Raw genomic sequence first — 24,452 nt, forward strand, 5'->3', positions numbered from 1 at the left:
ATCCGAACAGTATTGGTGCGTTACTACAATTTTCTCATCCTGTGTCACAATAAACCAAAGTGTCTGGAAAGCGCGACATGGTTTGGGCAGCAGGTCAGCGGTTGCAGAATGGTAAGTATATTATCGAGAAAATCCTGGGAGAAGGCGGTTTCGGGATTACCTATCAAGCACGACACACGCTGCTGCAACAGTTAATCGTGATTAAAACGCCCAACGAAAGGCTGAAAAATGACGCCGAATACCCGAAATATTTGCAGCGATTCGTGGAGGAAGGGCGGCGACTGGAAAAACTCTCTGAACAGAAGCATCCCAATATCGTGCGCGTCAGGGATTTGTTTGAAGAGGGGGGGATATACTGCCTGGTAATGGATTTTGTACCAGGGGAGAGTTTGTTTAATTTGGTGCGGCGGCGAGGGGCGTTACCTCCCACAGAAGCGGTGGAGTATCTGCGACAAATTGGGGAAGCTTTGACGGTGGTACATAAAGCGAGACTGGTGCATCGGGATGCTCACCCTGGCAATATTATGGTGCAGAGAGATGGTAAAGCAATTTTGATTGATTTTGGCATTGCTGGGGAAATTCTGCAAACTGTCGAAAGTTCCAAGCATTTTGGCAATCTCGCTTTTGCGCCTTACGAACAGATGATGGGAAGTCGGGAACTAACGGTTGATGTGTACTGTTTGGCAGCTTCTTTATATTATGCGGTAACTGGTAAATGTCCGACATCTTCTTTGGATCGGAAGTTGAATAATGTCGGATTGATTAAACCTAAGCAACACGCTGATATTAGCGATGAGTTAAATCGGGCAATTCTCAAGGGGATGGAGTTGGAAGCGAAAAACCGTCCTCAGTCGATGCAGGAATGGTTGAAGTTGTTGGAAGTGGCGAATCGCACTGTGGAGGTTAGTTTACCGCCGAAAAAACAAAGAACGATTCCTTGGGGTTGGCTAACAGGAGTTTTGTTAGCTTATGCAGTTTTAGGTTTCTTTTCAGCACCTTCTGCTTGGGCTTCGGCTTTTGCTTGGGCTTGGGCTTGGGCTTTGGCTTTGGATTTGGCTTGGGCTTGGGTTTGGGCTTGGGCTTGGGCTTTGGCTTTGGATTTGGATTGGGCTTGGGCTTTGGCTTTGGCTTGGGCTTTGGCTTTGGCTTGGGCTTTGGCTTTGGCTTTGGCTTTGGGTTGGGCTTCGGCTTGGGCTTTGGGTTGGGCTTTGGCTTTGGCTTTGGGTTGGGCTTTGGCTACGGTTTTGGCTTTGACTTTGGAAATGTTATTCAAGCCCTTCAGCAAGTTTCACACATTTCTAATCGTGCTTGGAACTTCTTGGTTAGGACTGGGTTTAGGATGGTTGGCGTATCAGATATATATGATAATTCGATAAAATTGTACTACCCTTCGTTGAGGTTGGCAATGGGGCGCGATTTTGTCCGCTTAGTTGAGGTACGAAACCCAACAAATGCGATAGGTTTCGCTTTTCTCAAAACAATCATTGAGATCTTGCACCAACGCATTCACCCGCCTTGAAATCAATTTCAAGGCTAATAGCAAAAGTCCTCTTCAGAGGACTGAAAGACTATCCCAAAAACCAATCAAAAACAACCATCATCTGCATAGCAAAAAATCTACATCCACATCTGTGTTCATCTGTGTTCATCTGTGGTTAAAAATATCCAAATCTTGCCCAAAGTCAGAAACCGGGTTTTTCGCAATTAACCCTACCCCAAAACCGAAATCTTTGCTAAAAAACCCGGTTTCTTAAGTCTAATAGTCTAAACTCCAAATAGAAATATTCAGTCCTCTTCAGAGGACTTTCGCTATTAGCCTGGGAATTGATTCCCAGGCGGGTCTGTTAGCAGATATAATGGCTATATAAACGAAAAATCATGCAAATTGTAGTATAGCAACCGCTCTCGTCGGTTAAGCCATAAATCTGGGTAGGGGCGAAGCATTCGGGCATATAATTTATTGGTTAAAACCGAAGATTTACTACCCGAATGCTAATGCCTCCGGCACGCTACGCGAACGCCCCTACTGTCAAGAGTCGTATCATCGCCTCCCAGCTTTCCAATCTTCCCCACCCGGAAGCAGAGTCAAATCATTATTAACCACTGAAGATAACTCTTTTACCGAGTAATCGTAAGTGAGAGACAACAAACTTTTGGCAATCGCCATAATCTGTTCTTTATCAACTAAATCCAAAAGCTGATAAGGACTGTAACATCCATCCCTGACTTCCTCACTAGCTAAACAAATTGCTTCCTCCAATTCATCGTCAAGCATTGATTCCCAGTCATCTATTTTAACATAGTAAGAGGTTTTGTTATCTTGCAAATTCAGTTTCTTAATTTCTCTAACTGAATTCCGAATTGAATTAGCCCATGAATTCGTTAATCGCTGTTCAACTTGGTTTTTAATCAAATGAATCAGCAGAATCCTTAAAAAAGATTGGATATTACGCAGAATCGCCTGTTTGCTCATTCCCTCTAACTCATCAACTATTGTCAAAGCATCTGCGTAACGTCCCTCGATAATGCTAGTTCTTAAATCTATTAGTTCTTGAGTCATAATTTTTGCAATTCCTTTTTTGCTATTTTATTTCTGTCTCTCGATCCAATCTTGCCCACCTGGTAACTGAATTAAATTATCAGCTAAAAAGGTGGGTAATTTCTTGGCTGAATGGGAATATGTTAAGGCTAATAATTTCTGAGAAATCTGGAGTATTTGAGTTCGATCGACTATTTCTGAAAGTTGTAATTGGCTGTATGCTCCATTCAATACTTCTTCACTTGCTAAAGCGATCGCATCCTCAATTATTTCCTCATCTAGCAAATTCTCCCATTCATCAGGCTTAATGTAATACGACGTTTTATTATCCTTAAGATTCAGATCTTTAATTTCTCGAATGGAAAAGCGAATTGAATTAGCCCACGAACCAGTTAATCGTCGCTCTACTTGATTTTTAATCAAATGAATCACCAAAACTCTTAAGAAGGATTTAATCTGACGCAGAATCGCCTGTTTGCTCATCCCCTCTAGCTCATCTACAATTACTAAAGCATCTGTGTAACGTCCTTCTACAATGCTGGTTTTCAAATCTATCAATTCTTGAGTCATAAGTTTCCCACTGTTTATTTCACTATTATTTTTGCCGATTCAATTTCCAATCTTCCCCGCCAGGTAACTGAGTTAAATTTTCAGCTACCACTGCGGGTAAATCCTTAGCTGAATGGGAATATGTCAGAGTCAATAATTTTTGAGCGTTCTGAATTACCTGGGTTCTATCCACCATTTCAGTAAGTTGAAACTCATTATATATCCCATCCAGCACTTCCGAACTCGCGTCGCGAATTGCTGACTCGATTTCCTCTTCGAGCCAAGTATCCCATTCATCCGAATTGATGTGCTGGGATGTTTTATTATCCTTGAGATTCAGTTTTTTAATTTCCACAAGTGGATTGCGAATAGAAGCAGCCCACGAACTGGTTAATCGTTGCTCAACTTGATTAAGAATCAAGTGGATTAGCAGAATCCTTAAATAGGATTGAATATTACGCAGAATTGCCTGTTTGCTCATTCCTTCTAATTCATCAACAATTAATAAAGCATCTGCGTAACGTCCTTCCATAATGCTTTTTCTTAAATCGATGAGTTCTTGAGTCATAATTATCGCCACCACTTGTAAGTAAATTATACCATTCAGAAGCGGGAGGATCGATATGCCTACGGCAATCTGCGCGTGAAGCGAAGCTATCGCGTCAGCGAATCACACTTTTTATCCTAATAATTAAAGTTGAGCTAAGATAAGCTCTTGTATATCCTACCGCAGACAGAGCGCCCAATATGCCGCCAGCATTAGTCCTGCGTTTGAATAACTGCGTTAATGTAGAAGTACATATCAAAATTTTAATTAGGAAAACGCTACTTATCTTAACTGGGAGCATCCAAAATGCTCAAGAAAATCGCGATCCTTTGCCTCGCCTTTATTTTGGGAATCGCCATCCTACCCCGTCTTACACTGGCTCAATCGACAGGATACCTAGAATCCCGTCTTTCTAGAGTAGAATCAGATAACTTTCAATTGCGATCGCAAATCGATCGCATCGAGTCCCAGTTAAATCGACTCACCAACCGTGCGGACTTTCCCAGAGTGGAAATAGCCAGACCAACACCAGCACCCCTACCGCCACGCGCTACCCCTAGAGTAAACAGGCAAACCGCATCTCAAGACCCAATGTTCTCTAGACTCGCTACCCTCGTGATAGAACTCAAGGAACGAGTAAAAGCACTAGAAGCACAAGTTGCACAATTGAAGAGACAACAAAGCGGAAGGTAGGAATAACTGTACAATGAAAGGAGATGTTGCGCCACAGAGTAGGCGCATTTCCGTAGTTGGCACCTTTAGAGCCTATCCGAAAAGTCAGTTTTAAAGATTTTTAACCGCAGATGAAAGCAGATAAACGCAGATAAACGCAGATAAGAGACGGCTATTGAATAATTTTCCGATATCAAATCCTTCTTGCGTCAGAATTGTTCGTTTTGCCCCTCTGCCCCTCTGCCCCTCTGCCCCCCTCTGTGCCTCTACAGTTCATTTCCTTGCCTTTATCGTCTGCAAACTCCCACCCGCATACAAAATCTGCTCCTTTTCTCGAAACCCAATCTCCGCCAACAACCCAGGCAAATCGGTTTTCAGCAAGTTCCATGCCGTTTCCGTCTCAAACAACAACAAAAATAACGATATCGGCGGCCAAAATAGCGGATTCGTCGGCGCGTGAAAATCCACCAGCGCAAACACCCCACCCGGTTTCAGCACCCGATAAACCTCTTTGAGAATCTGTCGCAATCGATCAGCCTGCATTTCGTGCATCGCCACACTGGTATGCACAAGATCGAAAGAATTGTCTGCAAACGGCATATCCTCGGCAAAAGCTTCGGTATACTGAGCAGATGGAACATTCAGTCGCGCCCGCTTCAGCGATAAAGGTGAGGCATCCAATCCCGTCACATTCTGGGAGTATTGCACCAGAAATTGGGTTGCCTGACCGCTACCGCAACAAAGGTCTAGTACCTTGGTATCTGGAAGGATGGTCAAACCTTGCAAAGCTAACTGGCGGAATCGCCCCTCTCCACCGACGCTAACGGCAGCAAGACGAGAAATCCCATCGTACAACCACTGATATTGATAGCTCCAATCCCTTAAAATAGTGGCCACGGCCTAACTTCTCCTGAAATTGTGTATTCCTTGGTGCTAATTGAAGCCAATAAACAAGATATATTATTAAAATCGGTAACGAATCTGAAAACATTGGGAAACTGTAATAGTTATGGGGCGTACTGGGGTTTTACTACTTAACTTGGGCGGACCGGATCAACTGGAGGATGTCCGTCCCTTTCTGTTTAACCTATTTTCCGACCCGGAAATCATTCGGCTGCCGTTTCCCTGGTTACAAAAACCCCTGGCATGGCTCATCTCTACACTGCGAGCCAAGAAATCCCAAGAAAATTATAGCCAAATTGGGGGTGGATCTCCTCTACGCCGCGTTACAGAAGCCCAGGCTCATGCCTTGGAAGAACATTTGGAGCAAAAAGGACAACCAGCAAGTGTCTACATAGGGATGCGGTACTGGCATCCTTTCACGGAAGAAGCGATCGCACGGATGAAACGCGATCGCGTCGATCGTCTGGTTATCCTCCCCCTCTACCCCCAATTCTCCATCAGCACCAGCGGTTCCAGCTTCCGCCTTTTGGAAAAGATTTGGCAAGAAGACCCCTCCCTGGGCCCCGTTGACTACACCGTCATTCGTTCCTGGTATCAGGAACCCGGTTACCTGCAAGCAATGTCGCAGCTGATAACCCAAGAACTCGATCGCTTTGACAATCCCGATGAAGTTACGCTCTTCTTTAGCGCCCACGGCGTCCCCGTAAGCTACGTAGAAGAAGCTGGCGACCCCTACCAGCAAGAAATAGAGGACTGCACAGTCCGAATCATGGAGACGCTGAATCGACCCAATCCCCACACACTGGCTTACCAAAGTCGGGTCGGCCCAGTAGAATGGCTCAAACCCTACACTGAAGACGCTATTAAAGAACTTGCCGCCCAAGAAGTCAAAGATTTGCTAGTAGTGCCCATCAGCTTTGTCTCTGAGCATATCGAAACCCTGCAAGAAATTGATATGGAGTACCGCGAACTAGCTGAGGAATCTGGCATTCACAACTTCCGCCGCGTACCCGCCCTCGATACCAATCCTGTATTTATTGATGCCCTAGCAGATCTAGTCGTCGAAGCCCTCAACTCTCCCAGTGTAAAGCTTTCCGAAGTAACACAACTCAAGAAGCAAGTCAAGATGTACCCGCAAGAGCGTTGGGAATGGGGGATAACTCCATCTGCTGAAGTTTGGAACGGTCGTATAGCAATGATTATCTGTATTGACCTAGTGTTGGAACTGCTCACCAGTCACGGGCCTCTACATCTAATCGGACTGCTGTAGAAATTTTGGATTTTAGATTTTGGATTTTGGATTGAAAGGTAAATAGGTGGGCATAATTAAACGTAAAACTGCCTTGCCCTTAGAAACCCGGTTTCTTTGAGAAACCGGGTTTCTGGGTGTTCAGTTTATTTACGCAGGCTATTAGGACATCCTAAAACGCCAGAACCAATTCACAGCAAGCATTTCACTTTTGACTTTTGACTTTTGACTTTTGACTTTTGCTATACCAACTATACCATTCACCAGAGCTGCGAATTGCTAACCACAGCAGGAGCATCGCAATTAAGCCTCCCTGTCTGGGCGCATCAAAAGCTAAAAGTACCAGTACCACACACAAGGCATCTTGGGCAAAAACAGCCCACAGGGGTAAGCCCCGCAATCGAAAAAACCACCCGACTTGGACAAGTTGCAGCACAAGCGCCAACAACCCACCCACTACACTAACTAATATAATTAACCAACCGGGAGCGTCGGTGGCCTCGGCAACAGCAACCCCCATAATCGCCCCCACAATAGGGCTAAACAAGAGATGGAAAATTTGCAGTATGCGCTGCCCTAATAGCTTTTTGGAAGCAAACAACTCGAATAACGACCAGCTGGTGAGGATTCCCACCACTACCTGTGGATGAATTAAAGATAGAATCGGTACGCGAGACCAGAGATTATTCCCCTGCAAAAGGCCAATCAACAGGAGGGGCAGGGCAATTCTCCCCACTCCCACCGCAGCAGCAGCAGAGAGTGCGGCTAGGAGTTCAATCATAAACCTCGCGGGATGCCTGACTTTAACTTAATGTTTCTTAAGTTTAACCATTTTGGCCTGGAGGTTGTACTGTTTAACAAGCATAAGAGCTAGACTTGCCGATCGGCTTATTAAATTGTTACACTAATTATTAGGAGAATGTGCTTAAATATACTTATATTAAATCAAAAACATGATATGGAAAATTCCCTATTTGCTGATGCTAGTCAAAGACTAGAAAAGGCACTAAAATACGTCTCAATTTCAGATGATGCGATCGAACACTTAAAATTTCCCAAAGCAAGTTTAAGAGTGTCTATTCCCGTGCGAATGGATAATGGTTCTTTGAAGATTTTTCAGGGTTATCGGGTTCGGTATGACGATACCAGAGGGCCAACCAAGGGAGGAGTTCGGTATCATCCAAACGTTTCAATGGATGAAGTCACATCTTTAGCGTTCTGGATGACGTTTAAATGTGCCGCGTTGAATCTGCCTTTTGGCGGTGCTAAAGGTGGGGTGACGCTGAACCCCAAAACGTTATCGAGACTGGAGTTGGAACGTTTGAGTCGCGGTTATATAGATGCGATCGCAGACTTTATTGGCCCTGATGTTGATATTCTAGCACCCGATGTTTATACCAACCCGACGATCATGGGTTGGATGATGGATCAATACAATATTATCAAGAGGCAAATTACCCCAGCCGTTGTCACCGGAAAACCAGTTACGATAGGCGGAAGTTTAGGTCGAGATACCGCCACTGCAACCGGAGCTTTTTTTGTTATTGAAACCATTATGTCCAAATTTGACAAGCTACCCAGAGAAACCACGGTAGCAGTGCAAGGATTTGGTAACGCTGGTGGTGTGCTGGCAGAATTACTAGCAATAAATGGTTATAAAATAGTGGCGGTAAGCGATTCTCAAGGCGGAATTTATGCCAAACAAGGTTTAGATATTCGCAGCATTCGACGCTGCAAAGAATTTATCAAAGGTATGCACGCAGTCTATTGTGAAGGCACAGTTTGTAGCGTTGTCGAACATCAAGTTCTCACCAATGCAGAACTTTTAGCTTTAGATGTGGATGTACTTGTTCCAGCAGCTTTGGAAAAGCAAATTACGGAAGAGAATGCAAACGATATCAAAGCAAAGTTTATATTTGAAGTTGCCAATGGGCCGGTAACATCTGCTGCCGATCGAATTTTAGAAGAAAAAGGAATTTATATCGTTCCCGACATTTTGGTGAATGCAGGGGGCGTGACAGTTAGCTATTTTGAGTGGGTGCAAAATCGCAGCGGACTTTATTGGACACTGGCGGAAGTGAATCAACGATTGAAGGACAAAATGATTGAGGAAACAGAGAATATTTGGAAGATTGCTCAGGAATTATCGGTTTCCATGCGAACTGCTGCTTATATTCATGCGCTGAATCGTTTGGGTGAAGCGATTAATACTAAGGGAACTAGAGATTATTACGTGAATGGGTAAGGGTAGAAAAGAGCGATCGTTTTGTGTTATTGGTACGTTGTTGCGCTTTAGCGCTAAAGCGCAACAACCTACACTTTAACCACGCGATTCAGATCCTTTCTTTTTTTATTTCTTCCAAGGCAGTTTTGTACCCATTTCGGTCAACGCCGAGAAGATCAGATACAGGATAAGCAAACCAACGCCAGTTAGAAAAGCCAAAAAATCGCTGTCCATATTTGCTCTTAGCCAATACTCAGCTAATAACGTAAGTTGCTAGTTATAAGATTTGGGCTGCTCTTTGGTACGTTGTTGCGCTAAAGCGCTCTTATTACAACTGGGATAAGAGCGCTTTAGCGCAACAACATACCAGCCATGCAAATAACTAGCAACTTGCGTTAATATTAGCGCAATACGCTAACGCATTCTCGGAAGGTGGTGTAATGAGGAAACTGTACTTCTTAGTTCCTGGGACAGGTGGCAAGTTTGCCTGCGGTGGTCTTTGGGCAGAGTTAAAAACATTCAATCTTGCTAAGCAGATTTGCAGTGCTGAGGTTGTCACTTACCGCCAACGGGAAAAAGACACGCTTTTCTTAGATGACTTACTAAAACAGAAAGACTTAGATGATGTCATTTTTGTGATTAGCTGGGGATTTGATATTCCCAAACTTGCTGCCAAGCTAAAAACCTATAATGTTGTTTACCATGCCCACAGTGCGGGATACAAATTCACGCTTCCTTCAAGTATTCCCATCATCACTGTGAGCCGAAATACAATGGGATATTGGGGACAAAATTCTCCTAATTCACTCATTTATTATTTGCCAAATCAGATTTCTGATGAATTTGAAAACATTAACCAAAATCGGGATATTGATGTGTTAGTTCAAGCTCGTAAATCTTCTGAGTATTTAATTCAGGATTTAATTCCAGCATTGCAAAAGCAGTGTAACGTATTCGTTGTTGATTCCTATGTGAAAGATTTAACAGGACTTTTCAATCGAGCAAAGGTTTATCTCTACGACTCTGGTGAGTACTGGGCGCAACAGGGAGTGAGCGAAGGATTTGGTCTGCAACCAATGGAAGCTCTCGCCTGTGGTTGTCAGGTTTTTTCTAGTGTGAATGGTGGACTATCGGATTACTTAGATCCAGGATTTAATTGCTATAAAATTGCTGGGTATTCAAAAGAGTATGATGTTCAGCGGATTTTAAAAGTGCTAGAAAATTCAGGATCGCTCAGATTGTCGGAACAGGTTCTTGCAGAGTATCGGGCTGAAAATATCGTTAAACGGTTACAGGTAATTTTAGAAGATATCAATGATTTTTTTGACAGTAAAAAACATTACTCGCCCAATATTAAGAGCTTGACGAGAATGCGTATTGCTAAACTACTCACTCAGAGAATTAGTAGCAAGTTGAGGAAAAAGTTTTTTAGCTGATACGGAATCCGGGTTTATTACCCCCCTTTTATGAGTAATATCGTGTCCGGTTGCATCGTTAGTGTAAGAGTGATACGGGAAATTGTCTGTTGTCATCAATGGTTAAATTTTTACCGCAGATGAAGACTCTGGAACGCAGATAAACGCAGATAACAGAGAGATTTTTCTCTTGCAATCGATGCTACCGGACATGATATAAATTGTAGAGACGTTTCATGAAACGTCTCTACAGCAGATCGAGATAAAGGGGGTTGCTCAAATCAAGGAAAGGACTGTGTTTGTACTCAGCACTAAAGCCGAAGCACTCAGCACTTTGCTATAGGTAGGGACTCAATCCAGCCTTGGCCAATCTGGGATTTCCGCCCCATCTTCACCGCCAATGCCGATCGCAGTGTTAAAGATATTGGCATCAGTGATATCAAGATTATTCATTGATGCGCCGAACACATTCGCGTCATAAATCGTAGCGCGACTCAAATTTACCTCGTCGAGATTTGCTTGCTTAAAATCGACGTTGGTAAGAAAAGCTTGAGTTAAGTTAGCACCTGTCAAATTGGCACGAGTCAAATCAGCGCCTTCTAGGTTAGTGCCAGCGAGGTTTGCTCCTTGCAAATTGGCTTCTCTGAGATCGGCCCCAATTAAATGTGCCCGACTGAGATCGGCCCCAGATAGATCGCATCGAAAACATTCCCCAGTTGACAATAACCGTTGTACGTGAAGCGGATCGAAGGCGAGAGCTGAGCCACTCAAAAATAGGGGAGCGAGTAAGCTTAGGGTTGCTGCATGAAAAAGTTTCATAATTTTGCCCCTTCCTCAAAAGGTTGGTGCGGTTTTTTTCCTCACTCTTTTATTATCTCACTCATTTAGATTCAGATGTTGACCGAGGCCACAGGTTGGTTGTGATGATACAAATGTTATAGTATCGATCCTGTACAGTCCGGTTGTGTGCGCTAGGTCACTGCTACTGAGTCCTAAATGCTGATTTAGTCAATCTAACTATGCTGGACCGATCGCTTCACACACCAAGCTTAGGCCAACAATCCATCCGGCTCTTCGGTTTTAACTATGCGTGCAGCGCTGCTCTTGAGTGGGGGAGCAGGAGAGTGGGAGAGCGGGAGAGCGGGAGAGAAACTGAATGACCGATAACGTAATTAAGGGAGAAGGATTTACTTCGATCTGGTATCGAAGCTATAATAGCATCTAATTAGATGCTCATTAGATGCGAGTGCTATGATAGACCTTTCAAAAGATATTCATTCGCTTACGGATTTTAAGCGCAATACGACCGAATTCCTCAAGCACATTAAGGTGACCAAACACCCATTGGTGCTGACCGTTAACGGCAAAGCGGAACTGGTAGTGCAAGACGCAGAATCCTATCAGGCACTTGTTGACGCTGCTGAGTTGCTTGAGACGCTTAAAGGGATTAAGCTCGGTCTTGAACAAATGAAGCAGGGAAAAGGCAAAAATGCCGAAGAATTTTTCAGCGAACTGTTCGATCGGCTAGACAGTTCTAAATGAGTAAAAAATTTCAGATAGTCATACAGCCTGAAGCTCAACAGGCCATAGAAGAAGCATATTTTTGGTTTGGTGAATATTCCCCACGTAAAGCAAGATCGTGGTTGGAGGGATTGTACAAAGCTATATTGTCCTTGGAACAAATGCCTTCACGTTGCTCACTTGCATTTGAGAACGATTTTTTTGAGGAAGAGATCCGGCAACTGATATATGGCAAGGGAGGCAATGCCTATAGGATTCTCTTTACCATAATTGATGGTACTGTTCAGATTATATTTGTGCGGCACGCAGCACAAAAGCCCCTGTTGGCTCAAGATGAAGAATAACTACAAATCAGACACAGTGCTAAGCTCTCACGCATCTAAATTATAGTTATGGACGGGCAATATGCCCATCCCACAAAAATTTAATTAAATAAGGGTTTCTCGATCACTTACCCGACATTAAATCTTCTGTGTATTTCAGATAGTCATCCGACTTTTTGATTTGTTCCTTAAGTTCTGGAACTAAGGAATTAAGAGATGCTATCAATTTTGTCTTTGCCTCAATAGATAACCTCTGATCTGACTGTGCCTGTTTTAAGCTGTCTCGGTAGTTAGTCAGGTAACGATCCAAGTCGTTAAAAAATTCATCAATTCGTTGCTGGAAATCCTCATCCAAGTACTGATTAATTCCCTGTTTGATCGTATTAATGTTTTGGTCTATTATCTTATTAACTTCATAAACTATCCCTTGCAGAGAAACAGTGTAGAAATTTTCCTGCTTGTTCGGTCGTTTGATTTTTTCTGTCACCTCAAAAGGAACTAGCCATAAATAATGTAAAAATGACCTTGAACTTCTAACTACTTCTGCATATCCCTGGTCTATCGTCCTCGTATGACGCATAACCAGCGGTTTGTTCAAGTCAATATAATAATCAGGTTCTAATCTTAAATTGGGCAACGATAGCTCCAAATTAAAATTTTCGTTCAAACGCTCACGTGCCCTCTCGACAATCGGTTTTGTCTGTGAATCCAAAAACTGCATCATATCTTGACGCGCTTGTTCGATTTGTTTGGTCGTATTTTCACGCACCTTATCTAACAATATATCTACTCTTTGTTTGGCATAAGCCACCGCTGTATCTGCGAAATCTTCTGCTTCTCTGAGCGTAGGGAATTCAATAGAAGTCTGACGCTTCATTTCTAGCGGAGATTTGACCTGTTTAGAAATCCAGGTTAAAAAAGTTTTGGCCTTTATACCTCCTTTCTTCAAAAAATCACCCCGTTGATATTCCTCTTCAATAAAATAAGTTTCTACGCCCATTTTTCCTTCTTTTTTGACTGCTTCCAAAATATTATTAAATTCCTCATAAAGATTGTCTTTGATTTTATCTATTTCTTGTAAACGAGAGCGGCACTCTTCAATGCTGTACATATCCGTTTCCAGCGCCCGAACTTCGAGCTGTAATTTCTCTCCATCTTCGTTCATAGCGCTGCTGCGGATCTGCATATCCTCAAGCAGTTCCACAAGACGACCGCGAGCAATGTTGAGCGAAGATACTATGCAACGAGGCGCTGCTTCTACCATCAGTGCGTTGATCGCTTTTTCCAAAAATGAATCGAAGCCTGATTTTTTCCAAAGCTTTTCAGCTTTACGTTTTAATTGTTCTACTGTTGTCTCTTCTAGTTCTTCTTCCCAGTCTATAGGGAATATGTCTTGGGCAAGCGATCGGGCCGATTTCATTTGAGCAATTTCCACACCGGGATTTTGTTCTGACTCCACCAGAAAATTAGTTGCTGAAAATGCCCATCTAGCCGATATTTCAAACACTCTATTTGTATTATCTGCCTCACCCAAACCAAATTCAGCAGTGACAAACTGGCGCACTTGTTCTGGTGTCATGTCGCCATCTTTGCGCTGGTCAACTTTATTCACTAGGACGTATAAATTATCCTTACCTCGTAAATCTATAACTTTCTGAACATCCTTTTTAATTTCCTCTTCCGCCTTCGTGTTCAGTCCAGTAAAATTCAGTACAATCAAAACTACCGAACTCGCTCTTAGCTGTTCGGCAACTACATTTGCCAGTCTGAGATTTTCACCGGCTTCATTGGGCCCAGGCGTATCCACAATTACTAATTTACCGATCTTTTCTGCTTGGGTAGTTTTTTGGAAATGCCAAAATGGAGTATAAATGCGCGGCACATCCATCAGCGACTGAAGCGGGTCTGACAGAGGATCTAAAACGCTACACAGCCGGATAATATCGTTTAAAGCACGCAAACTATTGATGATCTGCTGACGCCCTGCAATTTTTTCGTGGATTGAGATTTTAGACATTCCCAGAATTTTTTCTGGCAACTTTGCCAAGTGAGGGTACTGTGCAATTTTTTGCTGCACTCGATCGGCCCCCAAATCATTTATTTTACGCTGCAAAGCCACAAATGTTTCTCGGAAAACTCCCTGGATATGGGAACTTAGGATTAGTGTTGGTTCTTTAAGTTCAGGGTCGCAAATAATCTCGGTCGGTAGAGTTGTCATGGCGGCGTTGCGGCTGGGCAGAATCTCTTGACCGACGATCGCGTTAATGATAGTAGATTTACCAGCCTTCATCGGCGCGACGATCGCCATTCTGAGTTCCAATTGTGCTACATTACGGGTTGCTTCGCTGACTTCCCGCTGAAATTTGCCATATTTCTCGCTAGCACTATCAGATTTCAGCCCTGTACTGGCCCGATCGATCGAGGCAGTAACTTGGCCCAGCAAGTCAACTATATGGGTTTGCAGGTCTTGCACACTAGGCTTGGGCACATCACCTTTCATTTGACTCACTCCCCGCTGGTGTCTACTAAACAGTTATATCGCTTCTAAGTAGGTGGGCGTAAATAAACTGAACACCCAGAAACCCGGTTTCTTGAAGAAACCGGGTTTCTAAGTCCGGCAGTTTTACGTTTAATTATGCCCACTTACTTAGTTATATAGTTAGTATTTTCGCCCATAGTACTCCCATAGTATAGCAACCGCCAGGGCAGTTAGGACGTACTAAAACGCTAGAATCAATTCACAGAAAGGATTTCACTTTTGAATGAGTGACTTTTGCTATACCAGTGGCACAAAGGGCGCGATCGCAGCGTCGGTGCAAATACAGCACCTCAACTAACCACAAATAGAGGGCTTGTTAAAATCGAATTGATTTGAGTGCTTAAACTTCATGTCTAACCCTGTCCTCAACCAAAATCATCGTCCTCGTGCATACCCAGTTATCGGCTGCTCGATCGCATCGGGCTTGCTTTTAGCCCTATTCAGCACATTCGGCTACTCAGTAAGTGCCCAACCGTTAACTGCACGCTTAGTTTCACAAGCTAGACCAGCAGCCAATCCTAATACCGTTAACCAAAGATTGATGGGACAATGGCAAGCAAAAGTTTCAGCGTCCGGTCAAACACTCACCTTTGTTTTTGGGCCAAACGGCAAATTATTGATCGTATTGCCCTCAAGCTCTAATCCAGCGCCTGCAATGGAACTTAGATACCGAGTTGCGTCCACAGGTACTTCACCTATGCAGATAGACATGATCGCAAAAGATAATAAAACAGCCCCAACCATTTTTGAGTTCACCCCCGATGGTAAGCTCAGGATACAACTAGAAGGCACTAATCCTGGAGTGTCCAGACCAGCTACTTTTGCTACCAACGCAACAGTTTTCGATAAAATTTCCAATGCTACAACCCTACCTCCAAACGGTCGGATAAACCAGACTCAGACGCCGCGACGCTAGTCCGCTAAGCGGAAGTAACGCATTTACTCCTTTCTGACTGAAAGAATATCTATAAAGGCCGCAGAGTCGCAGAGGGGCAGAGGGGCTCTTGAGCAGAGGAGCAAAACTAACAATTCCGAGGCAAGACGGATTTGATATCAGAAAATCATTCAATAGCCGTCTTTTATCTGCGTTTATCTGCGTTTATCTGCTTTCATCTGCGGTAAAAAATCTTTAAACCTGACTTTTCAGATTGGCTCTAAAGCAGTTGTAGGTAGTACGCAGGGTAAATCTAAAATCTAAAATCTAAAATCTAAAATTGGTTGATTTCCATGACTGACATTGTTCTCGACATCCGTAACCTGCAAGTCCAATTTCCAACCGATGAGAAATCGATCAAAGCCGTTGACGGCATCTCCTTTGAGGTGAAACGAGGACAAACTCTGGGAATAGTAGGCGAGTCAGGTTCTGGCAAATCTGTCACATCTTTGGCCGTAATGGGTTTGGTGCCTTACCCCGGCAAAACAAGCGGCGAAATTTGGTTTCGCAAGTCAGAGGCGGATGTCGAACCAGTCAATCTGCTCCAACTGCCGGAAGGGAAAATGCAGCAGTACCGGGGCGGTGAAATTGCGATGATCTTCCAAGAACCGATGAGTTCTCTTAACCCGGTTTATACGATCGGGTTTCAGCTAACGGAAGCAATTCGGCTGCATCAAAACGTATCCGCTGCTCAGGCGCGGCGGTTAGCTCTAGCACTTTTGCAAGAAGTCAAGCTCCTGAAGAGCGATGAAATATTGCGCCAGCGCTACTTAGAATCTTGGCAACCATCACCGGGCACACAAGAGCCAAACGAACGAGAAATCTTGGGGCAGATCAACCAGGAAAAACTGGCAATACTCGATCGCTATCCCCACCAACTTTCCGGCGGTCAGATTCAGCGGGTGATGATTGCAATGGCTATCTCCTGCAATCCCACCCTCTTAATTGCCGATGAACCCACCACCGCACTGGACGTAACCGTACAAGCCTTTATCCTGGAACTGCTGCTGGAATTATCTAACGCACGCGGTATGTCCATGATGTTCATTACCCACGACCTGAGTGTAATTGCGGAAATTGCCGATACCGTGGCGGTAATGTATCAAGGAAAAATTGTCGAATATGGCCCGGTGTGGCAAATATTTTCCAGTCCGCAGCATCCCTACACCAAAGGATTGCTAGCCTGTCGTCCCCGCCTAGACCAGCATTTGAAATATCTACCCACCGTTTCTGACTACATGGAAGTCGTGACGGCTCCCACAGGCGAAGTATTGGAAATTAGGGAAAAAAGCAAGGAAGCACCGCCGGAGGGCATCAGAGGGGCAGAGAAGAGGAACCCAGGAGAATCTTTACTCACCACTCAGCACTCAGCACTGCTAGAAGTTCGCAATCTCCAGGTTGGCTTCCCAGTGCGGGGGATATTCGGTAACACCCAACGCTATGCTATGGCGGTGAACGACGTTTCCTTCGACGTTTATCAGGGCGAAACCCTGGGTTTGGTGGGAGAATCCGGTTGCGGCAAAACTACTTTGGCTCGCACATTATTGCGATTGATCGAACCGATGAGCGGTAAAATCCTGTTTGAAGGTCGAGATATCACGGCTCTGACTGGGAAAACGTTACAGAAGCTGCGGCGGGAGATGCAAATTGTCTTCCAAAATCCCTTTAGCTCCCTCGACCCGCGTATGAAAGTTGGGGACGCGGTGATGGAACCCCTGCTGATTCACAGTATAAACAAAAACTACCGAGAACGTCGCGATCGGGCCGCTTATCTCCTAGAGCGCGTAGGTTTAAATCCCAACTTGATGAACCGCTATCCTCACGAGTTTTCTGGCGGTCAGCGACAACGGGTGTGCATTGCCCGCGCCTTGGCTCTCAATCCTAAATTTATCATTTGCGACGAATCTGTTTCCGCTTTGGATGTTTCGGTACAGGCGCAAGTGTTGAATCTTTTGAAAGAAGTGCAGGAAGAGTTTGGTCTGACTTATATTTTTATTTCCCACGACCTCAGCGTGGTAAAATTTATGAGCGATCGCATCATGGTGATGAATCAAGGCAATATCGAAGAAATTGGCCCAGCAGAACTCATTTATCGCCAACCCGAAAAAGAATACACCCGCCAGCTGATTGCCTCTATTCCCGTCGGAACTCTGGAGCGGATTCAGCAGCGGCAGCGATCGGCAGTTAGCTCTAGCTAGTCATTAGTCATTAGTCATTGGGAAATTTCAGATTTAAAAATTGGAGATTTCAAATTTATTTTGAATTGACGATTTAAAATCTTAAATCTCAAATTGGTCATATCGTGTCCGGTTGCATCGTTAGTGTAATAGTGATACGGGAAATTGTCTGTTGTCATCGGGGATGAAATTTTTACCGCAGATGAAGACAGATAAACGCAGATAAGAGAGCGATTTTTTTAGACAATCGATGCTACCGGACATGATATCAAAGAGCAAAAGTGAAAGGAACAATCCTTTTTCCCTTTGCCCTTTTTCCCTTTTCCTTTGTTTTCAAGCCAAACTCGTCACCAAAGCTCGCCAAACAAACTGCGGTAAAGCCAACATCCGTCGCCAGCGCCAAGGTTCCTGATACAAACGATACAACCACTCCAAATGATTGTTTCGGAACCAAGCTGGGGCGCGAGACTTGATCCCAGCCCAGATATCAAAACTGCCGCCTACACCAATCCAAGCAGCTTGAGGGCAGAGGTGGCGATGTTCGGCAATCCACAACTCTTGACGCGGCACGCCCAAACCAACAAAAATCAGGCGGGGTTGTAGAGCCTTGAGAGTTTGTAGCAGTTCTTCTTCTTCCCCAGGTGAGAGGTAACCGTGTTGGGAACCTGCTAAAGTCAATCCGGTCACTCGCCGCCGCCACACCTCTGCAGCCGCCTGGGCTACCCCAGGTGCGCCTCCATAGAAAAACACCGGCCACGACTTCCCCAACTGCCCAGCTTGCCACAACAGAGACTCTGCCAGTTCAATACCCGGACAACGCTGCACCCGCTTGCCTTGGAACAACAAATATAGTACCACTCCAGAGCCATCGGGTATAACCAGATCCGCCTGGTGAATCGCACTGGCCAAAGAAGCGTTACGCTCTGCCTGTATGCTCATCTCAGCATTTAGGGTCACCACATGACCGCCCAGTTGTTCGTGCAACCGCGAGAGCAGCCAACCTGAATAGTCCTCCAACAGATGTACCGGAAGTCCCAGTACGGAAAACGGTTGGGGCGTCTGAGTTATAACCTGTTTTTGCACAACCTCACATCACCACATCTATGCTGCATAGTTTACCTCGACACAGTGTTTCTGTGTACTTCTCAAGAAAGATCCTACTCAACAGTTTTTTCTCACTTTTTCCGCTTACTCCCTTCGCGCTACAAGATTATGTAGGGGCTCCGCATTCCGGTGATAATCTGTCGCCTGACACATAAGTTTTCGCCCGGAATGCGGAGCCCTTCCCAACATAGATATTCTTCTGGCGCTCCGGGAGTAAGTAGCAATCAAACAGATGATCTGAGCGAACGATCAGCATAAAGCTCCAGCGGCACCAACTGCACTTTACCGTTAATTTTGACCTTTGAGTAGACAATTCGGACAAAGGGAGATTTGTTATTGTTGTAGCGATTAGACATATAGATCGCCTACTAAGCAGTTTCTTTGGCCAAATAATTTAACTGCTTCTTTCTACCTACTTCTGTTATACACAAAAGTTGTTCAAGTTCAGGATAGAATGACTGTATTTTGGATTAAAATTGGGAAAAATTATCAAAACGGTGGGGTCTTTCGGAATTATTATGCTAAGGATTCACTTCACCAAGCGAAAGCAGGACAAACGTTCCCCATATCTGAATTATGGGATGGGATTGATGTCTGAAAATTATCCTTAATCATCTATCTTTTGATTATGCAACAACTATCCACAATCACATATCGTCAGGAAATAGAACAGTATGGATTTAGCATAGTCGAAGGAGTTATTGGCACTAACCAAATCGAGGCGTTAAAAAACTCTCTGCAATCTGCAATGCAGAGTAGTGATGCCAAAGGTTATGCAATGCGTCGCCTATTGGAAGCGATTCCGATGGTGCGACAACTCTGTTGGGAAGTTCCTATTCGCAATCTTGTCGAACCAATACTCGGTAAAAAAGCTTTTCCCGTGAGGGGTATCTTTTTCGACAAAAACCCACAAGCTAATTGGGGTGTTTCCTGGCATCAGGATATGACCATCGCAGTAAAGCAACGTATTAATATACCCAGGTTCAGAACCTGGTCGATTAAAGACGGCGTTCACCACGTCCAACCTCCCATTCCTATTTTGGAAAGAATGCTAACATTACGCATTCATCTGGACGATACTTTGGCGGACAACGCACCTTTACAAGTTATTCCTGGTTCCCATAATCTGGGATATTTAAAACCGGAAATCATCCAAAGTTTGAAAGTCAACACTGTTACTTGTCCCGTCGGTTGCGGTGGAGTTATGGCGATGAAACCCTTGCTAGTTCATGCTTCCCAACCTGCACGAAATCCTCGCCATCGCCGTGTCATCCACATCGAATTTGCTGCTGAAGGACTACCAGACGGTTTAGAATGGTATGGCTCCTAGTCGAGTGGAAGTTTTTCGATCGGTATTCCGAACAGGAAGATATTGCTGCTGAATTACTTCAAAATACTGAGTTAGCAACAACAATGGTATAAAGGTGAGGGTTTTGGATGATATCTGTACGATTTGAGGTTTTATTTTAAGAATCTCGTAAATCTACTTTTCGGATAGGCTCTTAATGCCTTCACTATTCTACAATCAAAGCCAAGGCGCTTAACGAAGCCACAGGAGGTTGTTTCGGAGCATGAACTTGAACGGCTGCCCGATATGACAAGGGATTAGGCATTGCTGGGGGGTCTGCTGGCGGCTGGCTCTTGGAAACAGGGGTAATTACGCTCAAAGTCGCCCCCAGAGAAAAAGAGGGCTGGCTGGATAGTCATTCTATGGAGGTATTCCCCTGTACCGACCGACTTGCGATCGATTACGATCGTAACAGGTTGATAGGACTCCTAAAACCTAATAAATTGTTCTCAATGAATTTTAGAGAATCACTCCCATGTCTGAAACACAAGAACAAAAAACAAATGTCTCTCCGGCTGTACAGCCTAATCTGGCAGCTAATTTCAAAAATTATTTTTCCAGTTGGAAAATCAGAGTAGGGTTAATTGCTACTGCACTTGTTTCCATTTTTGTGGGCTTGTTTCTGCTCAATTTCTTTTGGGCGCACATAGTTGGAGGTATGGGCATGAAGAGTTGGTCAGAGCGTGCAGGTGCCGCACCGATTGAGTGCATGATCGAGGACACTAACAGTGATGGTTATGTCAGCTGTAGCGCCATGCTCCGAGGTGAAGTAGTGCCACTTGAATGCGGCTCCAGTATCTTTAATATTGGTTGCAGAGTCACTTATGGAGCTGCTGCACCTCCCGTTCGTCCAACTCTGCCAAACGTTCGTGGAGCTTCATAACTCCTTAAGTAAGAGGAAAAGTTTTTATTAAGTTGGTCATTAGTTTTTGGTACATACTCCCCCATGTAGGGCGAAATCTACCAAAGACCAATGACCGATTCAGTAATGACAGAAACGGGGAATATGCGGGTTAGAGCAACGAAATATCGACCTTGAAAAACAAAGAAACCCGGTTTATCATCCCGATCGCGAATACTGAATTGGCCTCTAGCCTTGGTTGGTACACCTCCTTGGTATGATTTGGTATTTGTCACTTCAGACAGATTCACCATATCTTCATTCAGAGTATGTTGGAGATAATATTCTCAAGCCATTACTCGTCTTTCAGGTACTTTTTGCTGCCCGCATGGAGCATTGAGGCAAGCTGATTTCCTTCGCAAATTAGGAAAAAAGCTTTTCTATCGTTGTGGTTTACCAAGGCTTAATTACGAGGGTTTTATGAACTATAAATATAATCGCGTAGAGCGAGACCTGCAATTAGATTCCTTTGAAGAACAACTGAAGCTGGGGCTCGAAATTTGTGGAGAAATGTTAGTAGAATCCAGACACATTATCCTGGGTGCGTTGGCTTGGAAAGGATGGATAGAACACGGTCGCTGTGTTGTCATCGTCAACTTGGACGCTCGAAGTGAGTTTGCACAAGAAGTTGAGTTGCCGCTGGGAATAATGCTTCAAAACGAGCCATTAATTAAGATATTTGGTGCTGAAGAAATTGTCAAAGAATACGATCCTGACTATGAAGGCATACTGATTGTCTGTCACTCCGAGCCAGCCTGTTGTCTGGCTTCGGGGTGCATATTTACTCCTGGCTTTCCGCCCCGAATTTGTTATGAGGAAGTTATGTGTAGACCCGTAGAGTTTGATTTTAGTTGGGCGGACAATGAGTCATAAAAACCTCATTGCTAATTCAAAATTAAAAAATAATTGGCTCGGTAATGAAAAAGGTGCTATAAATATTTACCGACCTGTTTAAGTTTCGATCGTGTTTCAAGCTACTCGCCGCCGCCTCGCCATTTGGTACACCGCTGTCACGGCAGTGTTGCTGCTGCTGTTTGCGACTGGTGTTTATTTATATGTCCGCAGCACTTTAATTGAGCGGGTTGATGATACTCTCAACCATGTGGTGGAAGTGGTGGTGCGATCGCTCGTCATAGACTCAGCCTCCCCTGCTGATGACAAATCCCGCGTCAACATAGAGGCCAGTTTTCGAGACAATGAGGATACCGTAGAGGACGATCGCATCGATCTAGAGTGGTTCAGTCCCACCGGCGAATTGCTGTGGTCAACTTTCTTGGAACCGCTGAATGTTCCCATTCACGCCAACCGCACGGGTGAAACAGTCCGAGTTTTCAGAGGAACAGAGAACCAGAGGGTGAGGGAAAAGGTAGCCCAGTCAAGAGTCCCCACCCTCTTGCGACAGGTAACAGAAAGAGTGCAGATGGGGCGACAAGTACTGGGATATTTGCGTGTCAGCCATCCCTGGTTTGAAGTGACAAAACCAAGCCGTCAGCTGATACTCGATTTGAGCCTGGGTATCAGTGTAATGGTGATTTCCGTTGCCGCGATCGGCTGGTTGCTTTCAGGTTTGGCAATGGAGCCGGTACGCGAGTCCTACCAACGCCTCAAGCAATTCACATCTGACGCTTCTCACGAACTCAGAAGTCCAATTGCGATGATTCAAACCAACGTGCAGGTAGCATTGGCAGATCCCGATCGATCGTCTGAACAACACCGACAGCAGTTGAAAGTAGTAGAACGGCTAACCAAGCGGCTGGGGCGTTTGGTGGACGACTTGCTGTTTCTGGCCAGACAGGATAGCGGCATTGTACAGCCGAGCTTTTCACTCTGTCCTCTCGACGCCTTATTAATGGAAGTTATAGAAGAACAGCAGCTGGTTGCATCAGAAAAAGGTATCGCCCTCTCTCTGGATATGGTGACTGCATCAAGCAGCACTTTTGAGGAGACAGAAGAAGACTTTTTTACGCTTCAGGGAGATTGGGATCGGCTAGCGCGTCTGTTTACAAATTTAATTGGTAACGCCCTGCAATACACACCGACAGAGGGTAAAGTTGACGTGGAATTGCAAAGAATTATACGCCGAAGCAACCATCCCCAACTGCAAATCAAAGTTACGGATACTGGTATCGGTATTCCAGAAGACGCCTTACCTCACATATTCGATCGCTTCTATCGAGTCGATCCGGCACGCACTCGCGGTACCGCAACTGGGTCGGGATTGGGGTTGGCGATCGCAGCTGCTATTGTAGAAAATCACCACGGTCATATTCGCATCGAAAGTACCCTCAATCGAGGCACAATTGTTACCCTTACTTTGCCGCAGTACCGACTGGAAACACATTAGTCATCGGTCATTAGTCATCGGTCATTAGTTGTAGATTAGCCTAAAACTAAAAATTCCAACCGCGAGTCTTTTTTCCTCATTGCTGAGTTCTGGAAACTAGCCAGCGACAAGATTTTCCTTACTATTGGGTATTGGCAACTCGCCAGTGAAAATAATTTACTCAGCACTCTCCTTAAGAAATGTTTCCTGTGGCAGAGGCAGACTGGGTATCTTCCAGATTATTCTCAAGACAGAAGTTGCATCGTAGGAGCCTTTAGCAAGTTTTATGCCGATTGGATTACGAGAAGATATCGCTTACATTCTGCTGAAGAAAATCGAAGAAACCGATAGCAGCAAAGGAATCCACGAAGTCAACTTCAATGAGACAGACTTTGTTGGTCGAGAAATTACTCCTGTCGATTTTCTAGGTCACCTGGATTATTTAAATCAAAAGGGTTATATCAACGCTGAATTTAGCGGCAATGCTTATGGCAATCAGAAAGATGTTCCTGACGCGGTTAACCCAAAAGAGTTTGATTTGAGGATTGCTAATACCTATGGCGCACCAGATGGTCCCTTACCTCACTTAATTGACTTTAAAAAAGCAGAACTAACCGAAAAAGGCCGCCTAATGTTGGAAAAAATGGACGCGAATCTTCCCGAATCTCTAAAGAAAGGGCCAGCAGTACCTATTGCTAGCAAAGATATGCCCTTCCTGGAGAAAGTAATGGTCAAGGGTAACTTGTCAGATGCTTTTGATGCCAGGGATATTACTGAAGTCGTGTTCCGCACTATGCGCGACATGATGACTACGGAAGCTGCCGATCGCGTGGCAAGCGAGCTGCACGAAGAAGCGCTGCCCACAAAAGACAAAGCGCTGCAAAACGAAGTGGCAGACCTCTGGAAAGATACCAATCCTATCGTCAGCTTTCTGAGCCGGGTTCGGCCCCCCCTCGTTATCAAATCCGATACTTTTCTGTTTCGGGTTCAGCAAGAGGCTGGGTTGCAACCGGGTGTAGCTCCTGAAACCGTTGTCAAAGCAGTATTTTCTGCAACCAAAGAAGAATTGTCTCAAGAACGAATTCAGGAAATCGCTGGTTTCTTGCCCGATAAAATTCGCGATCTGTGGTCACAAGCCTAGTTCTTTAGGAAGTAAAAAGTAAGCCTTAAAAAGGCAAAGGCAA

24 protein-coding genes are annotated in these 24,452 nt (G+C 44.6%); 14 read left to right on the forward strand and 10 right to left on the reverse strand.

Annotation, left to right across the window (positions count from 1 at the left end; all coding sequences use genetic code 11):
- Window positions 1-59 precede the first annotated feature (59 nt).
- Window positions 60-1,376 (forward strand): serine/threonine protein kinase, encoded by a 1,317-nt coding sequence (locus tag LAY41_RS18660; RefSeq protein WP_249101288.1) that lies wholly within the window; start codon window positions 60-62, stop codon window positions 1,374-1,376.
- Window positions 1,377-2,041: 665 nt separating this feature from the next.
- Here the strand turns inward: LAY41_RS18660 and LAY41_RS18665 are convergent.
- From LAY41_RS18665 to LAY41_RS18675, 3 genes are read right to left on the reverse strand one after another with little or no spacing between them, the layout of a single operon-like run.
- Complete coding sequence (locus tag LAY41_RS18665; protein ID WP_249101292.1) at window positions 2,042-2,560, reverse strand: DUF29 family protein; 519 nt, start codon at window positions 2,558-2,560, stop codon at window positions 2,042-2,044.
- Between the two features lie 27 nt (window positions 2,561-2,587).
- Window positions 2,588-3,109: a DUF29 family protein gene (locus LAY41_RS18670; protein WP_249101295.1), complete on the reverse strand. Its 522-nt coding sequence runs from the start codon at window positions 3,107-3,109 to the stop codon at window positions 2,588-2,590.
- Window positions 3,110-3,134: 25 nt separating this feature from the next.
- The gene (locus LAY41_RS18675; protein WP_249101298.1) at window positions 3,135-3,656 is read right to left on the reverse strand and encodes a DUF29 family protein; all 522 of its coding nucleotides are present in this window, start codon (window positions 3,654-3,656) and stop codon (window positions 3,135-3,137) included.
- Window positions 3,657-3,941: 285 nt separating this feature from the next.
- On the opposite strand from LAY41_RS18675, the gene LAY41_RS18680 reads away from it, so the two are divergent.
- Complete coding sequence (locus tag LAY41_RS18680) at window positions 3,942-4,328, forward strand: YceH family protein (RefSeq protein ID WP_249101302.1); 387 nt, start codon at window positions 3,942-3,944, stop codon at window positions 4,326-4,328.
- Between the two features lie 252 nt (window positions 4,329-4,580).
- Here the strand turns inward: LAY41_RS18680 and LAY41_RS18685 are convergent, their stop codons facing one another.
- The gene (locus LAY41_RS18685) at window positions 4,581-5,204 is read right to left on the reverse strand and encodes a class I SAM-dependent methyltransferase (protein WP_249101304.1); all 624 of its coding nucleotides are present in this window, start codon (window positions 5,202-5,204) and stop codon (window positions 4,581-4,583) included.
- Window positions 5,205-5,316: 112 nt separating this feature from the next.
- Here LAY41_RS18685 and hemH point away from each other — a divergent pair, with 112 nt between their 5' ends.
- Window positions 5,317-6,480 carry a ferrochelatase gene (gene hemH, locus LAY41_RS18690; protein ID WP_249101306.1) on the forward strand — a complete coding sequence of 388 codons (1,164 nt, stop codon included), beginning with the start codon at window positions 5,317-5,319 and terminating at the stop codon, window positions 6,478-6,480.
- A gap of 184 nt (window positions 6,481-6,664) precedes the next feature.
- Here hemH and LAY41_RS18695 read toward each other — a convergent pair whose 3' ends face one another.
- Window positions 6,665-7,240 carry a DUF4126 domain-containing protein gene (locus LAY41_RS18695; protein ID WP_249101309.1) on the reverse strand — a complete coding sequence of 192 codons (576 nt, stop codon included), beginning with the start codon at window positions 7,238-7,240 and terminating at the stop codon, window positions 6,665-6,667.
- A gap of 177 nt (window positions 7,241-7,417) precedes the next feature.
- On the opposite strand from LAY41_RS18695, the gene LAY41_RS18700 reads away from it, so the two are divergent.
- Both LAY41_RS18700 and LAY41_RS18705 read left to right on the forward strand, forming a co-directional pair.
- On the forward strand, window positions 7,418-8,704 hold the full coding sequence (locus tag LAY41_RS18700) for a Glu/Leu/Phe/Val family dehydrogenase (RefSeq protein ID WP_249101314.1): 1,287 nt from the start codon (window positions 7,418-7,420) through the stop codon (window positions 8,702-8,704).
- A 419-nt stretch (window positions 8,705-9,123) separates the two neighbouring features.
- Window positions 9,124-10,119, forward strand: a complete 996-nt coding sequence (locus tag LAY41_RS18705) for a glycosyltransferase (protein ID WP_249101316.1) — start codon at window positions 9,124-9,126, stop codon at window positions 10,117-10,119.
- 330 nt (window positions 10,120-10,449) lie between these two features.
- Here LAY41_RS18705 and LAY41_RS18710 read toward each other — a convergent pair whose 3' ends face one another.
- Window positions 10,450-10,917 (reverse strand): pentapeptide repeat-containing protein, encoded by a 468-nt coding sequence (locus tag LAY41_RS18710; protein WP_249101319.1) that lies wholly within the window; start codon window positions 10,915-10,917, stop codon window positions 10,450-10,452.
- A gap of 432 nt (window positions 10,918-11,349) precedes the next feature.
- On the opposite strand from LAY41_RS18710, the gene LAY41_RS18715 reads away from it, so the two are divergent.
- The gene (locus LAY41_RS18715) at window positions 11,350-11,640 is read left to right on the forward strand and encodes a type II toxin-antitoxin system Phd/YefM family antitoxin (RefSeq protein WP_249101322.1); all 291 of its coding nucleotides are present in this window, start codon (window positions 11,350-11,352) and stop codon (window positions 11,638-11,640) included.
- Entirely contained in the window at window positions 11,637-11,963 is a 327-nt protein-coding gene (locus tag LAY41_RS18720) for a type II toxin-antitoxin system RelE/ParE family toxin (protein WP_249101324.1), read from the forward strand. Before LAY41_RS18715 ends, LAY41_RS18720 begins: the two co-directional genes overlap by 4 nt.
- A gap of 103 nt (window positions 11,964-12,066) precedes the next feature.
- Here LAY41_RS18720 and LAY41_RS18725 read toward each other — a convergent pair whose 3' ends face one another.
- Window positions 12,067-14,442: a dynamin family protein gene (locus LAY41_RS18725; RefSeq protein WP_249101327.1), complete on the reverse strand. Its 2,376-nt coding sequence runs from the start codon at window positions 14,440-14,442 to the stop codon at window positions 12,067-12,069.
- A gap of 388 nt (window positions 14,443-14,830) precedes the next feature.
- On the opposite strand from LAY41_RS18725, the gene LAY41_RS18730 reads away from it, so the two are divergent.
- Entirely contained in the window at window positions 14,831-15,397 is a 567-nt protein-coding gene (locus tag LAY41_RS18730; protein ID WP_249101330.1) for a hypothetical protein, read from the forward strand.
- A gap of 311 nt (window positions 15,398-15,708) precedes the next feature.
- Window positions 15,709-17,613: an ABC transporter ATP-binding protein gene (locus LAY41_RS18735; RefSeq protein ID WP_249101333.1), complete on the forward strand. Its 1,905-nt coding sequence runs from the start codon at window positions 15,709-15,711 to the stop codon at window positions 17,611-17,613.
- Between the two features lie 312 nt (window positions 17,614-17,925).
- Here LAY41_RS18735 and LAY41_RS18740 read toward each other — a convergent pair whose 3' ends face one another.
- The gene (locus LAY41_RS18740) at window positions 17,926-18,675 is read right to left on the reverse strand and encodes a WecB/TagA/CpsF family glycosyltransferase (protein WP_249101336.1); all 750 of its coding nucleotides are present in this window, start codon (window positions 18,673-18,675) and stop codon (window positions 17,926-17,928) included.
- A gap of 649 nt (window positions 18,676-19,324) precedes the next feature.
- Here LAY41_RS18740 and LAY41_RS18745 point away from each other — a divergent pair.
- Window positions 19,325-20,026, forward strand: a complete 702-nt coding sequence (locus LAY41_RS18745) for a phytanoyl-CoA dioxygenase family protein (protein WP_249101339.1) — start codon at window positions 19,325-19,327, stop codon at window positions 20,024-20,026.
- Window positions 20,027-20,210: 184 nt separating this feature from the next.
- On the opposite strand, the gene LAY41_RS18750 is transcribed toward LAY41_RS18745, so the two are convergent.
- On the reverse strand, window positions 20,211-20,363 hold the full coding sequence (locus tag LAY41_RS18750; protein WP_249101342.1) for a hypothetical protein: 153 nt from the start codon (window positions 20,361-20,363) through the stop codon (window positions 20,211-20,213).
- A 156-nt stretch (window positions 20,364-20,519) separates the two neighbouring features.
- Here LAY41_RS18750 and LAY41_RS18755 point away from each other — a divergent pair, with 156 nt between their 5' ends.
- Window positions 20,520-20,927, forward strand: coding sequence for a hypothetical protein (locus tag LAY41_RS18755; protein WP_249101345.1), 408 nt, complete (start codon window positions 20,520-20,522; stop codon window positions 20,925-20,927).
- A gap of 77 nt (window positions 20,928-21,004) precedes the next feature.
- Here LAY41_RS18755 and LAY41_RS18760 read toward each other — a convergent pair whose 3' ends face one another.
- A complete protein-coding gene (locus tag LAY41_RS18760) occupies window positions 21,005-21,199 on the reverse strand; it encodes a hypothetical protein (protein ID WP_249101347.1) in 195 nt (64 codons plus the stop codon).
- 166 nt (window positions 21,200-21,365) lie between these two features.
- On the opposite strand from LAY41_RS18760, the gene LAY41_RS18765 reads away from it, so the two are divergent.
- The 3 genes from LAY41_RS18765 to LAY41_RS18775 all read left to right on the forward strand — a co-directional run bounded on the left by LAY41_RS18765 (window position 21,366) and on the right by LAY41_RS18775 (window position 24,409).
- Window positions 21,366-21,818, forward strand: coding sequence for a hypothetical protein (locus LAY41_RS18765; RefSeq protein ID WP_249101350.1), 453 nt, complete (start codon window positions 21,366-21,368; stop codon window positions 21,816-21,818).
- A gap of 91 nt (window positions 21,819-21,909) precedes the next feature.
- Window positions 21,910-23,289 carry a sensor histidine kinase gene (locus tag LAY41_RS18770; protein WP_249101354.1) on the forward strand — a complete coding sequence of 460 codons (1,380 nt, stop codon included), beginning with the start codon at window positions 21,910-21,912 and terminating at the stop codon, window positions 23,287-23,289.
- Window positions 23,290-23,554: 265 nt separating this feature from the next.
- On the forward strand, window positions 23,555-24,409 hold the full coding sequence (locus tag LAY41_RS18775) for a DUF2267 domain-containing protein (protein ID WP_249101358.1): 855 nt from the start codon (window positions 23,555-23,557) through the stop codon (window positions 24,407-24,409).
- Window positions 24,410-24,452 lie beyond the last annotated feature (43 nt).

The organism is Argonema galeatum A003/A1 (assembly GCF_023333595.1).
Lineage (GTDB): Bacteria > Cyanobacteriota > Cyanobacteriia > Cyanobacteriales > Aerosakkonemataceae > Argonema > Argonema galeatum.